The sequence below is a fragment of the Glycomyces terrestris genome, from assembly GCF_003933745.1.
GTDB classification, from domain to species: Bacteria; Actinomycetota; Actinomycetes; order Mycobacteriales; family Micromonosporaceae; genus Glycomyces; species Glycomyces terrestris.
Genome location: NZ_RSEB01000002.1, coordinates 366722 through 380908, shown reverse-complemented (window position 1 = coordinate 380908; position 14187 = coordinate 366722). Strand labels below are relative to the sequence as shown.

Genomic DNA, 14187 nt, shown 5'->3' with positions numbered 1-14187 from the left:
CCTACCTTTCCCCTGGGCGGGCGGGGGTTCGGGATGGCAGTGCGTCGAGCCCGCCCACCCGCCCCGCGGGCGGCGCGCCGCGGCCGCTTACCGGTCGGCAAGTGGAAATCCGATTGCGGATGTCACACCCCGCTCGTAGCTTGGAACGGTGGGCTCAGAGCGGTTGAAAACTCCAGAAGATTCCGAAACTGACACTCCCCCGGTACGTCGGACGGCGCTGACGAACCTGTGGCGGATGAAGAAGTACCTGTACCCGTACCGGTACCGCCTCGCGGTGCTGTGGTCGATGGTGCTGCTGAACATCGTCTCCGGCCTCGCGATCCCCCCGCTCGTCGGGCGCGCGATCGACGGGCCGATCCACGACGGCGACATGGCCGGGCTCGTCGCGATCGTCGGCGTCATCGCCGTCCTCGGCGCGGCCGACGCGCTGCTCCAGCTGGCGCGGCGCTACTTCCAGACCACCACCGCGATGGCCATCGAGAAGGACATCCGCGGCGCCCTGTACGAGCACCTCCAGGTGCTCCACACCGGGTTCCACGACCGGTGGCAGACCGGGCAGCTCCTCGCCCGCGTCACCTCCGACCTCGGCATGATCCGGCGGTTCTTCGCCGGCGGTCTCGTCTTCGCGATCACCTCGATCGGGATGATCCTCATCATCATGGGCCAGCTGCTGTTCATCGAATGGCGCCTGGCGCTCATCGTCGCCGCCTCCGCGGTGCCCCTGTTCCTCATCGGCCGCAAGTTCTTCCGCGAGTACCTGCCCGCGGCCCGGTCCGAGCAGGACCAGTCCGGCGAGGTCTCCAGCGCGGCCGAGGAGGCCGCGCTCGGCATCCGCGCGATCAAGGCGCTCGGCCGCGGCCCGCTCATGGCGGCCCGCTTCGAGAAGGAGGCCGCCGAGCTGCGCTCGCGCAGCATCTTCAAGAGCCTCATCGCGTCCCGGTCGTGGTCGGGCTACGACGCGATCGCCACCTCGGCCGTGGGCGCCGTCCTCGTGTTCGGCTCGACCATGGTCGCCGGGGGCACGCTGTCGGTCGGCGACCTCACGGCGTTCATCATGCTCCAGCTCGCGCTCCTGTGGCCGATCGAGGCCACCGGCTGGGTCATGGCGCACGGCAACGAGGCCATGACCGCCGCCGACCGCGTCTACGAGGTCTTCGACACCGAGCCGGCCATCAAGGACCGGCCGAACGCGAGGGCGGTCGAGCGCAGCGAGGTGCGCGGCGAACTCGTCTTCGAGGGCGTGCGCTTCGCGTTCGAGGACGACTCCCGCGAGATCCTCCGCGGCGTCGACCTGCGCGTCGAACCGGGCGAGACCGTCGCGATCGCGGGCAAGACCGGGTCGGGCAAGACCACGCTCGTCTCGCTGCCATCGCGGCTGCACGACCCGACCGGCGGCCGGATCCTCTTGGACGGCACCGACATCCGCGACCTCCGGCTCGAGAACCTGCGCTCGGTCGTCACCACCGCGTTCGAGGAGGCCACGCTGTTCTCGATGAGCGTGCGCGAGAACCTCGCCCTCGGCCGGCCCGACGCCGACGAGCGCGACCTCGAGGAGGCCGTGCGCGTCGCCCAGGCCGAGTTCGTGTACGACCTGCCGTACGGGCTCGACACCCGCATCGGCGAGCAGGGCCTGTCGCTGTCCGGCGGCCAGCGCCAGCGGCTCGCGCTCGCCCGCGCCGTCGTGGTGCGCCCGGCCGTGCTCGTCCTCGACGACCCGCTGTCGGCGCTCGACGTGCACACCGAGGAGCTGGTGGAGCGGGCGCTGGCGCAGGTCCTGCGGGGGACGACGGCGCTCGTCGTGGTCCACCGGCCGTCCACGGTCGCCTTGGCGGACAAGGTGGCGCTGCTGCACGAGGGCCGGATCGCGGCCTTCGGGGCGCACTCCGAGCTGATGGCGTCCAGTCCCGAGTACGTCGACGTGCTCTCCGCAGAGCCTGAGGAGGTGGCGGCGTGACCGCGGCCGTGAACGAGACCGAGACCAAGACCGAGAAGCACGACAAGCACGCGTCGTGGCGGGGGCGCGCCGAGTCCGCGGAGGCGGACCGGACCAGCGCCGAGGTCGACGACGCGGCGTCGATCAAGGAGCTGCGGCTCCAGAGCCGGCGGCTGCTGGGCTGGATGATGCGCCCGCACAAGAAGGGGATCGCGTTCCTGTGCGCGATCCTGGTGGTGCAGAACTTCACGAGCATGGCGACGCCGCTGCTGGTCATGTTCGGGATCGACAATGCGATCCCGGCGATCGCCGACCGCGGCGACTACTCGCTGCTCGTCGGGATCGCGGCGGTGTTCGCGCTGGTGTCGGTCCTGAAGTACGTGTGCGTGCGGCTGTACATCGCGCAGTCGGCGAAGGTCGGCAACGCGATGCTGTTCGCGCTGCGCAACCGGGTGTTCCGCAAGTTCCAGGACCTGTCGGTGTCGTTCCACGAGCGGTTCACGTCGGGGCGCGTCACGGCCCGGCAGAGCTCCGACATGGAGTCGATCCGGGAGATGACGGAGAACGGCGTGGACGACCTGGTCCTGGCCGGGCTCAACGTCGTCACGATCACGATCGTGATGCTGGTGATCGACCCGCTCCTGGCGGCGGTGTCGCTGCTGACGTTCCCGCTCATGCTGCTGCTGGGCCGCTGGTTCAGCCGGGTGTCGGCGGTCGCGTACCGGAAGGCGCGCGAGACGGTGGCGCTCCTGATCGTCTACTTCGTGGAGTCGATGGGCGGGGTGCGCGCGGTGCAGGCGTACCGGCGCGAGCCGCGGGACCGGGAGCTGTTCGCGGACTTGAACACCGACAACCAGTACGCGCAGGCGAAGGGCCACCAGCAGAACGCGTTCATGTCGGGCGGGATGCGCGGCATCGGGCACCTGGCGACGGTGGTGGTGCTGCTGTTCGGCGGCTGGCAGGTCATGCGGGGCAACACCGAGCTGGGCGTGCTGGCGGCGTTCCTGCTGTACATGAAGCGGTTCTTCGATCCGCTGAACGAGCTGGTGCAGTTCTACAACGTGCTCCAGTCGGCGACGTCGGCGCTGGAGAAGCTCTCGGGCGTGCTCGACGAGCGGATCGAGGTGGCCGAGCCGGAGGAGCCGAAGTCGATCGCGTCGCCGCGCGGGGAGCTGCGCTTCGACGACGTGCACTTCCGGTACCGGGAGGACCAGGTGGTGCTGCCGGGGCTGGACCTGCGGGTCCCGGGCGGGCAGACGCTGGCGCTCGTGGGGGCGACGGGCGCGGGGAAGACGACGATCGCGAAGCTCGTGAGCCGCTTCTACGACCCGGTGTCGGGGGTGGTGTCGCTCGACGGCGTGGACCTGCGGGACCTGTCGGAGGCGGAGCTGCGGCGCCACATCGTCATGATCACGCAGGAGAACTTCCTGTTCAACGGCACGATCGCGGAGAACATCGAGCTGGGGCTGCCGGGGGCGCCGCGGGAGCGGATCGTGGAGGCGGCGAAGGTCGTCGGCGCGCACGAGTTCATCGAGGCGCTGCCGGACGGGTACGACACGCACGTGCGCAAGCGGGGCGGGCGGCTGTCGGCGGGCCAGCGGCAGCTGGTGGTGTTCGCGCGGGCGTTCCTGGCGGACCCGCGGGTGCTGATCCTGGACGAGGCCACGAGTTCGCTCGACATCCCCTCGGAGCGGCTGGTGCAGCGGGCGCTGCGCACGATCCTGGCCGACCGGACCGCGATCATCATCGCGCACCGGCTGTCCACGGTGGAGATCGCGGACCGGGTGCTGGTGCTGGAGCACGGGCGGATCGTCGAGGACGGCCGCCCGGACGAGCTCATCGACCGGGGCGGCGAGTACGCGGCGCTGCACCGGCAGTGGGAGGACTCGCTCGTGTGAGCGGCGGGCCGGGCGCATCGCCCGGCCCCGTTCCGCGTCCGGGGTCAGCGGCGGGCTGAGACGAGGTGGTAGTCGATCCAGCCGTTCTCGTAGCAGCGCAGCCAGTTGCGGCCCCAGGAGTCGCGGTACTCGGTCTGGGCGATCCAGCGGTCGAACTGGCGCCAGACGTGCTCCCCGATGGCCTCGACGGTCACCCGGGTGAAGCCGGCGGCCTCGAGGTCGGCGGCGAAGTCGGCGACGGGGCGGATCACGTCGACACCGGAGGCGACGGTCTCGATGAGGTCGTCGAGCGGGTGCGCCGCGGCGCCGGGGGCGAAGAACGTGGCGGCCGCGAAGGCGCCGCCGGGCCGGAGGACCCGGTGGGCCTCGCGGGCGACCGCGGCGAGGTCGTCGACGTGCTGGAGCGCTTCGACGGAGTAGACGCCGTCGAAGGAGGCGTCCGGGAAGGGGATCGCGGTGACCGACCCCTCGCGGAAGGCGAGGCGGCCCGAGAGCGCCTCCAGGTCGTCGGCGTTGACCGCGGCGGCGCGGTCGAGCTGGGCCTTCGAGCGGTCGAGGCCGGTGACGTAGGCGGCGAACTCGCGGGCGACGAGGGCCGCGCCGACGCCGATCCCGGAGCCGAGTTCGAGCAGTTCGACGCCCGGGGGCGTGGGCAGGCGCGAGACGGTCTGGCGGTACAGCTCGGCCTGGCTGGCGGTGCGCTCGGCGAGGGTGATCTCGCGGTCGGGGGCGAGCTCGCCCCAGTAGCCGTAGTTGATGAACGAGCCGGAGAAGATCGTCAGGGAGCCGAGGTCGAGCTCGCCGTACATGAGGTCGCGCTTGGCCTGGACGTCGTTTTCCTGTTCCATCGCCCGATTCTGGCACGCGCCGGCGGTGGTCCGGCACCCCGCGCCGAGCGGGCCGCTCGGCCGCGAGCGGCCGCGCTCACGTCGTCGGACTCGCACGGGGGTTCGTCAGCAGGCGCAGGCGGGCCCCTCGGCCTTGGGCTGCGGCTTCCGGCCGATGGAGGGCATGCCGAGTGAGACGCCGGGGAGCTTGGTGGCCTTGCCGGAGGCCCACGCGTCGCCGGCCCTCGTCCGGCGGTGGGTGAGGACCGCGCCGTCGGCGACGAGGTGGTGCGGGGCGCCGTAGGTGATCTTCGTGGTGATCACGTCGCCGGGGCGGACGCCTTCGGCGTTGCCGGAGGGGTCGGTCGCGGCGGGGGTGACGTTGAAGTGGACGAGGCGGCCGTCGCGGGCGCGGCCGGAGAGGCGGCCGGTGGCCTCGTCCTTGCGGCCGTCGCCGACGGTGACGAGGACTTCGACCTCGGTGCCTTCGAGGGCGCGGTTCTCCTCCCAGGAGACGCGCTCCTGGAGGGCGATGAGGCGCTCGTACCGCTCCTGGACGACGGCCTTGGGGATCTGGTCGGCCATCGTCGCGGCCGGGGTGCCGGGGCGGATCGAGTACTGGAACGTGAACGCGCTGGAGAAGCGGGCCTGCGCGACGACGTCGAGGGTGGCCTGGAAGTCCTCCTCGGTCTCGCCGGGGAAGCCGACGATGATGTCGGTGGTGATGGCCGCGTCGGGCATGGCCGCGCGGACCTTGTCGAGGATCTCCAGGTACTTCGCGGACCGGTAGGAGCGGCGCATCTCCTTGAGCACCCGGTCGGAGCCGGACTGGAGCGGCATGTGGAGGGAGTGGCAGACGTTCGGGGTCTCGGCCATGGCGGCGATGACGTCGTCGGTGAAGTTCTTCGGGTGCGGGCTCGTGAACCGCACGCGCTCGAGGCCCTCGACGTCGCCGCAGGCGCGCAGGAGCTTCCCGAAGGCGAGCTTGTCGCCGAACTCGACGCCGTAGGTGTTCACGTTCTGGCCCAGGAGGGTCACCTCGGAGACGCCCTCGGCGACGAGCGCGCGGACCTCGGCCAGGATCTCGCCGGGGCGGCGGTCCTTCTCCTTGCCGCGCAGCGAGGGCACGATGCAGAACGTGCAGGTGTTGTTGCAGCCCACGGAGATCGAGACCCAGCCGGAGTAGGTGGACTCGCGCTTGGTGGGCAGCGTCGAGGGGAACGTCTCGAGGGACTCGAGGATCTCGACCTCGGCGGCCCGGTTGTGGCGGGCGCGTTCGAGGAGGGCCGGGAGCGAGCCGATGTTGTGAGTGCCGAAGACCGCGTCGACCCAGGGGGCGCGCTTGACGATCTCGCCGCGGTCCTTCTGCGCGAGGCAGCCGCCGACGGCGATCTGCATGTCGGGGTTCTCGCGCTTGGCCGGGGCCAGGTGGCTGAGGTTGCCGTACAGCTTGTTGTCGGCGTTCTCGCGCACCGCGCAGGTGTTGAACACGACGAGGTCGGGGGCGGCGTCGCTCGCGACCGGGACGTACCCGGCCGCTTCGAGCAGGCCCCCGATGCGCTCGGAGTCGTGCACGTTCATCTGACAGCCGTACGTCTTCACCTGGTACGTCTTCACACCGTTCGCAGCCACCTCCCCAGGATAGACGCGAGGCGGGTCACACGATCAGGGCCGCGAGCGCGCGACCGGGCGGACACGGAGCGTGAGCGTTCGACCGCCTACAGTGCACTGTCAAGCGTCCGGGCGTTCGCAGCAATTCAGTGAATGCGCGATGTTGCCCCTTATTAAGCACGGTAAAGCCCACTAGCCGACAAAACTTATTCTTGTCCGGTCTTGTGCGTCACCGACCGTCCTTATAAGGTGGCCTGCGTGCCGCCCTATCCCCCACGAGTGGGTGGCTTCCCCACCAAAGACCCCACGAGCCTCTCTCATCACCTTTTCCGATCAAGGAAGAACATGCGCCTCAAATCAACCACCGGCGCGGCGTTGGCCGTTGCCGCCCTGCTCGCGACCGGTGCCTGCGTTTCGCAAGACGCGAACGAAGCCTCCTCCGACAGCGCCCTCTCCGGTTCGGGCGCCGGCGCGGACTGCACCATCGACGAGACCGTCAAGATCGGCGCCGTCTTCAGCCTCACCGAGGCCGCCGCATTCGCCGGCGCATACCAGCAGGAAGGGCTCGCGCTCGGCTTCGAGGAGCTGAACGCGGCCGGCGGGATCACCTACGAGGTGATCCAGGAGGACGACAAGACCACCGTCGAGGACTCCGTCGCCGCCTTCGAGAAACTCATCAACCGCGACAAGGTCAGCGCCATCGTCGGCCCGACCCTGTCGAACATGGCGTTCACGACCTACACCGACGCGCAGAGCGCCGGCGTGCCCGCGCTCGGCGTCTCCACGACCGCCGAGGGCATCCCGGAGATCGGCGACTACATCTTCCGCGCCTCGCTGCCCGAGGAGGTCGCCCTCGCCGCCAGCATCCCGGCCGCGAAGGAGTCCCTGGGCCTGACCAAGGTCGCCGTCCTCTACGACAGCGCCGACGAGTTCACCACCTCGGCGTTCAACACGATCAAGGACGTGCTCAACGAAGAGGGCATCGAGATCGTCGCCGAGGAGACCTTCGAGACCGCCGACACCGACTTCGCCGCGCAGCTCACGAACGTCCTCGAGGCCGAGCCCGACGCCGTCATCCTTTCGGCCCTGCCCGGCGCGACCGTCCCGCTCGTCAAGCAGGCCCGCAGCCTCGGCATCGAGGCCCCGATCGTCGGCGGCAACGCCTTCAACTCCCCCGTCCTGGTCGGCGCCCTCGAGGACGCGGCCGAGGGCCTCATCGTCGGCGGCGCCTGGAGCGCGGCGGCCGACACCACCGGCAACGCCGAGTTCATCGCCGCCTACACCGAGAAGTACGGCCGCGCGCCCGACCAGTTCGCAGCCCAGGCGTACACCGCCGCGTACCTGATCGACCAGGCCATCCGCGCCGACTGCGACGCGAACCGCGAGGCGATCAAGGACAACCTCGGCCAGATCCTCGAGTACGACTCCATCCTCGGCCCGATCTCGATCGACGAGGAGGGCGAGGTCCACCAGGAGCCCGTCGTCCAGATCGTCCGCGACGGCGCCTTCACGCTGCTGTAACCCTCCGCCGGAACCCCGGCGGACGCCCGTCCCCCACCCCCCTACAGGAATCCAGACATGCTGCAACAGTTGGCGAACGGCGTGTTCGCAGGTTCGATCTACGCCCTCTTCGCAATCGGCTTCACGCTCGTGTTCGGCGTGCTCAGGCACCTGAACCTCGCCCACCCGGCGGTGTTCACGGCCGGCGCGTTCGTGGGCATCGAGGTCGCGGCGCGGACCGCGATCCCGGTGTGGATCCTGCTGCCGGTGGTGGCCCTGTTCGGGGCGCTCGCCGGGGTCCTGGTCGAGCGCATCGCGTTCCGTCCGCTCCGCGGGCGGGACGACGAGCACTTCGCGGGACTCATCTCCTCGGTCGCCCTCGGCGGCATCGTCATCGCGCTCCTCCAGGCGCGCTACGGCACCGAGCCGCAGAGCTTCGCGATGGACTACTTCCCCGACCGGCTCTTCGAGGTCGCCGGGGTCCGCGTGACCCTGACGCAGCTGGTCACCCTGGGCCTGGCCCTGGTGCTCATGGTCGGGCTCGCCTGGCTCGTCTCGGCGACCCCGCTGGGGCGGTCGATGCGGGCCGTGGCCGAGAACCCGACGGCCGCGAAGGTCCTCGGCGTCAACGTGGGCCGGGTGACCGCCGGGACGTACGCGCTCTCGTCGGCGCTCGGCACCGTCGCCGGCGCCCTGCTGGCGCTCAACCTCGGCCAGGCCGGGCGCGACCTCGGCGCCTCGATCGAGCTGGTCGGTTTCGCGGTGATCATCCTCGGCGGCCTCGGTTCACTGTGGGGCGCCATGGCCGCCGGGGTGGTCCTCGGCATCGCCGAGGCCCTGACGATCCACCTGTTCGACTCCACGTGGAAGAGCATGGTCGCGTTCGCGCTGCTGTTCGCGGTCCTGGTGCTGCGGCCCCGCGGCCTCTTCGGCCACGTCAAGGTCAGGGAGGTCTGATGCTCGAGGGCTACAACACGATCATCACGGTCATCGCGCTCGGCGCGATCCTCGCCTACTCGTTCCACGTCGTCCTCATGGCCGGGCAGCTCAGCCTCGGCCAGGCCGGCTTCGCGTCCCTCGCGGCGTACACCTCCACGCTCGTCGTCCCGGCCGAGCCGATCGCCGGGTCGATCTCGCCGGTGGTCGTCGGCCTCCCGGTCGGCGCCGCGGTCGGCGCGGCCGCCGCGTTCGTCGTGGGCCTGCCGGTGCTGCGCCTGCGCGGCGTGTTCCTCGCGATCGCGACCATCGCGTTCGGCGAGATGGTCCGCGTCGTGGTCAACAACGCCGAGTGGACGAACGGCGCCCTCGGCCTGCGCGTCGACAAGTGGGTGACGTTCGACTTCGCGTGGATCATCGTGGCGGTCCTCGCCTACTTGTTCTGGCGCCTCGGGCCCTCCCGCTCGGGCCGGGCCTTCGCGGCCGTCCGCGAGGACGAGCTCGCCGCCGGGTCCATGGGCGTCGACGTCGTGCGCACCCGCATGGCCTCGTTCATCGCCTCCGGCGCCATCGCCGGCGTCTACGGGGTCCTGTTCGCCTACTTCTTCGGGCGCCTCACGCCCGCCACGTTCGACTTCAGCCTCACCGTGAACGGCCTCGTCACCGCCGTCCTCGGCGGGTACCTCGTGTTCTTCGGGCCCGTCCTCGGGGCCGGGTTCCTCACGGCCGTACCGGAGGTCCAGAAGGCCCTCGGCCTCGAGGCCGGCTGGATCCACCCGCTCGTCACCGGCGCGCTCCTGCTCGCCGTCATCCTGTTCCTGCCCGGCGGCCTCTCGACCCTGTTCAGCCGGATGCGCCCGGCCCCCCGGCGGCCCGGCCCCGACTACGCGCCCCTCGACGCGCTCGACCCGCTCCCCGACCGCGGCACCCCGATCGCCGAGGTGCGCGGCCTCGCCAAGCGCTACGGCGCCGTCGACGCCGTCCGCGGCGTCGACCTCGAGATCCGCTCCGGCGAGGTCCTCGGGATCATCGGCCCCAACGGCGCCGGCAAGACCACCCTGGTCAACATGATCAGCGGCCTGGAGCCGCCCACCGCGGGCGAGGGCACCATCCTCGGCGTCCCGCTCGGCTCGCGCCCCCACCGCTTCGCGCAGGCCGGCGTGAGCCGGACCTTCCAGCACTCCAAGCTGTTCGAGCGGCTCACCGTCCTCGACAACGTCCTCGTCGGCACGCACGTCGTCAGCCGCCCCACCTACCTGCGCCGCCTCGCGTGGCTGCCCTCGGCCCGCCGCGACGAGCGCCGCGCGCTCGCCCTCGCCTGGGCGCAGCTCGAGCGCGTCGGCCTCGCCGACCGCGCCGGCCTGCGGCCCGGGGCGCTCTCCTACGGGGACCGGCGGCGGCTCGAGATCGCGCGCGCCCTCGCCGCCCACCCGACCCTGCTCATCCTCGACGAGCCCGCCGCCGGCATGAACCACGTCGAGGCGGCCGAGCTCGCCTCGCTCATCCGCGGCCTCGCCGACGACGGCGTCACCGTCCTGTTCATCGAGCACAACGTGAAGATGGTCCTCGAAGCCTGCACCCGCCTCGTCGTCCTCGACTTCGGCGCGGTCATCGCCGAGGGCGAGCCGCGCGAGGTCGCCGCCGACCCGCGGGTCGTCGAGGCGTACCTGGGCGCCGAGGCCGCCGACGACGAGGAGACCGAACATGTCTGAGCCGATCCTCGAAGTCGAGGACCTCCGGGTCGCCTACGGCCGCGTCCAAGCGGTGCGCGGCGTGTCCTTCACCGTCCCCGAAGGCGGCCTCGTGGCCCTGGTCGGCGCCAACGGCGCCGGCAAGAGCTCCGTGCTCGCCGCCGTCTCGGGCCTCATGCGGCCGGCCGGCGGCCGCGTGCGCTTCGACGGCGAGGACGTCACCCGCCGGCCCGCGCACCGGCGCATCGCCGCCGGCCTCGTCCTCGTCCCCGAGGGCCGCCAGATCCTCGGGACCCTCACCGTCGCCGAGAACCTGGCCCTCGGCGCGCACCGGCGCCGCCGCCAGGCGGCCCCCGAATCCGAGATGTACGACCTGTTCCCCGTCCTCGCCGAGCGGCGGGCCCTGCCCGCCGGGTCGCTGTCGGGCGGCGAGCAGCAGATGCTGGCGATCGCCCGCGCGATGATCGCCAGGCCCCGCGTCGTCCTGCTGGACGAGCCATCGATGGGCTTGGCCCCCAAGATGGTCGACGAAGTGTTCGCGGTCATCGAGAAGATCCGCGCCTCGGGCGTGACCGTCGTCCTGGTCGAGCAGAACGCCCGCCGGGCGCTGCGCGCGGCCGACACCGGGCACGTCCTGGAGACCGGGGAGATCGCGCACAGCGGCCCCGCCTCCGAACTCCTGCAAGACCCTAGAGTCGTGAAAGCCTATCTGGGCGTCGAATAGCGCCGGCGCCCGCCGAAGGAACCCCTGAGATGAACGATGAGCTAGCCGAGTCCCCGCCCTCGCAAGCGAAGCGGCACCCGCGAGGCGGCCCCTGGTCCCGCATGAGGATCCGGACCAAGCTGACGATCATGCTGCTCGTCCCGGCGCTCACGCTCGCCGGCATGGTCGCCCTCCGGCTCGTCGAGTCGGCCGACGAGGCCCGCGACATCGGCGCCACCGCCGACGCCGTCGAACTCGCCCGGGACGTCAACGCCGTCATCGCCGCGATCCAGGCCGAGCGCGAGGACGCCGCCCGGATCGTCTACCAGGAGCAGACCGGCTCCACCGACGCCGAGGCGATCGCCACGTCCTTCGAGAACCACGAGGCCGCCACCGGCGAGGCCCTCGAGACGCTCGCCGCGACCCGCGCGGACCTCGACCTCGACGAGGAGTCGCAGTCGCTGCTCGACCGCGTCGACGCGCCCCTCGCCCGCCTCGAGACCACCCGCGGCGCCGTCTTCGACGGCACCGTGGAAGCGGTCCACCTCTCGGTGTACAACTCGATGATCGCGCGCCTCTCGGCCGTCCTCGACCACACCGTCGACCTCGCCGGGACCGCCGAGCTCACCCGGATCGTGCGCACCGCGAGCCTCCTGTCGACCATCGACGAGTACTCCGAGCAGATCCGCCTCCTCGTGCTCTCCCTCGAGGACGGCAAGCCGCTCGCCGGCAAGCACCGGACCTTCATGCGGCTCACCGCGGCCCGCGAGGAGTCGCTGAACGAGTACCGCCGCATCGTGGCCCAGACCGACCCCGGCGCGGCCGTGTTCGAGGTGGGCGGCATCGGCTCCTCCGACGCCCGCCAGGCCAACGCGTTCGAGAGCACCATCGCCGGCTCCCGCTCCGACGAGGAGCAGGAGGTCGAGCACTACGCGCTCATGGCCGCGTACGACGCCCGGCACTCCGACACCGCCGACCTCATCGCCGCCTCCCTCGACGAGGCGTCCGACGAGGCCCGGGCCGTGAGCGCCGCCGCCGTCCAGCGCCTGCTCACCGAGTCGGCCATCGCCGTCGTGGCCCTCGCCATCGCGTTCCTCATCGCGTTCACCATCGGCCGCTCGGTCACCCGGGGTCTGCGCGACCTGTCGGGCTCGGCCCGGCAGATCGCCATGGTCGACCTCCCGCAGGCCGTCAAGCGCGTCGACCAGCAGCAGGGCCTGGGCGGCCTGAGCCCGTACGAGTACGCCGCCCGCACCACCCCGCCGATGGCCGTGCGCGGCGACGACGAGCTCAGCGAGGTCGGCGAGGCGTTCAACATCGTCCACCGCGAGGCCATCCGCGTCTCCGCGCAGCAGGCCCTCCTGCGGTACCACGTCGGCGCGATCTTCGTCCGGCTCGCCCGCCGCGGCCACTCGCTCACCGGCCGCCTCACCGCCGAACTCGACGCGGCCGAGCAGAACGAGCAGGACCCCGAGCGCCTCCAGCGGCTGTTCCGTCTCGACCACCTCGCCTCGCTCATCGGTCGCGCGAACGACTCGCTCCTGGTCCTCGGCGGCTCCTCGGCCGCGAAGGTCCGCACCACCGACGCGTCCCTGGACGACGTGCTCATCGCGGCGCAGAGCCGCATCGAGTACTACACGCGCATCGAGGCCGCCGCCGACGAGGGCGCGTGGGTCAAGGCCGACTACGTCGACGACGTGGTGCAGCTCCTCGCCGAGCTCATGGACAACGCGACCCGCTACTCCGAGTCCGCCGCCGAGATCACCGCCCGGGTCCTCACCGGCAAGGTGATCATCCAGGTGCGCGACCACGGCATCGGCATCGAGCCGGACCGCATGGAGCGGTTCAACGACCGCCTCCGCCGCGACACCCCGGTGGACCTGGAGGCCATGCAGGCCATGGGGCTCACCGTGGTCGGCTTCCTCGCCGGGCGGCACGGCATCGAGGTCGAGCTGCGGCCCTCGATCGGCGGCGGCGTCGTCGCCGAGATCGCCGTCCCCGGGTCGCTCCTGTCGTTCACGCCGCCGCCGCGCTCCCAGCGCCAGGCCACGCTGCCCGGCGGCACCGCCGGCGCCCGGACCGTCCCGCTCCAGCGCCCGCGCCAGAACGCGCCGCTGTTCGCGCGGGCCGACAAGCCCGAGCTGACCCAGCCCGCCGGCCCGGTCCCGCAGCAGCGGCAGCCCGCCAGACACGTTGCGCCCGAACCGAAGGCGCTCCCGGCGGGCCCGAGCCACCGAGTCTCCGCAGTAGACGACACCCGCCCGCTCCCGGTACTCTCCACCTCGACGACGGCCGTGCTCTCCGAGCTCCCGGAGATCAAGTTCGACGTGACGGTGGTCCACGCCGACCCGTCCCTGCGGGCCGGCGCCGAACTGCCGCAGCCGAAGAAGGCACCCACCTTCGGGCCGAACGGCCTGCCGCGGCGGGACCCGATGACCAACCTGGTCCCCGGCGCGGTCGCCCCCAGCCCGGGACAGGACGGCATGGTCATCGAACGCAATCCCCGGAGCATCGGCGCGACGTACTCCGCGTACGCCCGCGGCCTTTCGAGCAGCAGGACCGCTGGACCCCAGAATGAGAAATGACCCGGAGAACGATCATGAACACCACTAGCGCGCAACTGGACTTCCTACTCAACGACTTCGTCGGCCGGGTGCCGCACGTGACGCACGTGATCGCCGTGGCCGCGGACGGGCTGCTCATCGCCTCGAACAACACGCTGCCCAGGGACGAGGCGGAGCGCTTGTCCGCCATCGCCTCCGGTCTGACGAGCCTCCTCGCGGGGGCGGCCCGGTCGCTCCAGGCCGACCCCGTGATCTCGAACCTGACGGAGATGAACGGCGGCTTCATGTTCTCCATGTCGGTGTCGAGCGGCGCGAGCATCCTCGCCCTCGCCGGCCTCAACTGCGACATCGGCCAGGTCGGCCACGAGCTCGCCAACCTCATCAACCAGGTCGGCCCGGCCCTCACCCCGGCCGCCCGCCAGGTCTACGCCGCCCAGTATCAGCAGCACTGACCTGCGAATCAGGGGCCGGAAGCCGCTCCGCGGCTTCCGGCCCCTGATTCGCAGGTCTACGGTTTTGCCAAA

General features: G+C 71.4%; 10 protein-coding genes. 8 read left to right on the top strand and 2 right to left on the bottom strand.

Features of this window, described 5'->3' with window-relative positions; all coding sequences use genetic code 11:
- Positions 1-235 precede the first annotated feature (235 nt).
- Complete coding sequence (locus EIW28_RS07280) at positions 236-1954, top strand: ABC transporter ATP-binding protein (RefSeq protein WP_125247046.1); 1719 nt, start codon at positions 236-238, stop codon at positions 1952-1954.
- Positions 1951-3831, top strand: a complete 1881-nt coding sequence (locus tag EIW28_RS07275) for an ABC transporter ATP-binding protein (protein WP_232013838.1) — start codon at positions 1951-1953, stop codon at positions 3829-3831. Before EIW28_RS07280 ends, EIW28_RS07275 begins: the two co-directional genes overlap by 4 nt.
- Positions 3832-3875: 44 nt before the next feature.
- On the opposite strand, the gene EIW28_RS07270 is transcribed toward EIW28_RS07275, so the two are convergent.
- A complete protein-coding gene (locus tag EIW28_RS07270) occupies positions 3876-4679 on the bottom strand; it encodes a class I SAM-dependent methyltransferase (protein ID WP_125247045.1) in 804 nt (267 codons plus the stop codon).
- Positions 4680-4784: 105 nt separating this feature from the next.
- Positions 4785-6290, bottom strand: a complete 1506-nt coding sequence (miaB, locus tag EIW28_RS07265) for a tRNA (N6-isopentenyl adenosine(37)-C2)-methylthiotransferase MiaB (RefSeq protein ID WP_125247044.1) — start codon at positions 6288-6290, stop codon at positions 4785-4787.
- A gap of 324 nt (positions 6291-6614) precedes the next feature.
- Between miaB and EIW28_RS07260 the strand changes: the two genes are divergently transcribed.
- The 6 genes from EIW28_RS07260 (at position 6615) to EIW28_RS07235 (ending at position 14115) form a co-directional block, all read left to right on the top strand.
- The gene (locus EIW28_RS07260) at positions 6615-7790 is read left to right on the top strand and encodes an ABC transporter substrate-binding protein (RefSeq protein ID WP_125247043.1); all 1176 of its coding nucleotides are present in this window, start codon (positions 6615-6617) and stop codon (positions 7788-7790) included.
- 57 nt (positions 7791-7847) lie between these two features.
- Positions 7848-8726, top strand: coding sequence for a branched-chain amino acid ABC transporter permease (locus tag EIW28_RS07255; protein WP_197717134.1), 879 nt, complete (start codon positions 7848-7850; stop codon positions 8724-8726).
- Positions 8726-10417, top strand: coding sequence for a branched-chain amino acid ABC transporter ATP-binding protein/permease (locus EIW28_RS07250; RefSeq protein WP_125247042.1), 1692 nt, complete (start codon positions 8726-8728; stop codon positions 10415-10417). Before EIW28_RS07255 ends, EIW28_RS07250 begins: the two co-directional genes overlap by 1 nt.
- On the top strand, positions 10410-11120 hold the full coding sequence (locus EIW28_RS07245; protein ID WP_125247041.1) for an ABC transporter ATP-binding protein: 711 nt from the start codon (positions 10410-10412) through the stop codon (positions 11118-11120). Before EIW28_RS07250 ends, EIW28_RS07245 begins: the two co-directional genes overlap by 8 nt.
- A gap of 101 nt (positions 11121-11221) precedes the next feature.
- Entirely contained in the window at positions 11222-13684 is a 2463-nt protein-coding gene (locus EIW28_RS07240; RefSeq protein ID WP_125247040.1) for a sensor histidine kinase, read from the top strand.
- 14 nt (positions 13685-13698) lie between these two features.
- Complete coding sequence (locus EIW28_RS07235; protein ID WP_106365138.1) at positions 13699-14115, top strand: roadblock/LC7 domain-containing protein; 417 nt, start codon at positions 13699-13701, stop codon at positions 14113-14115.
- Positions 14116-14187 lie beyond the last annotated feature (72 nt).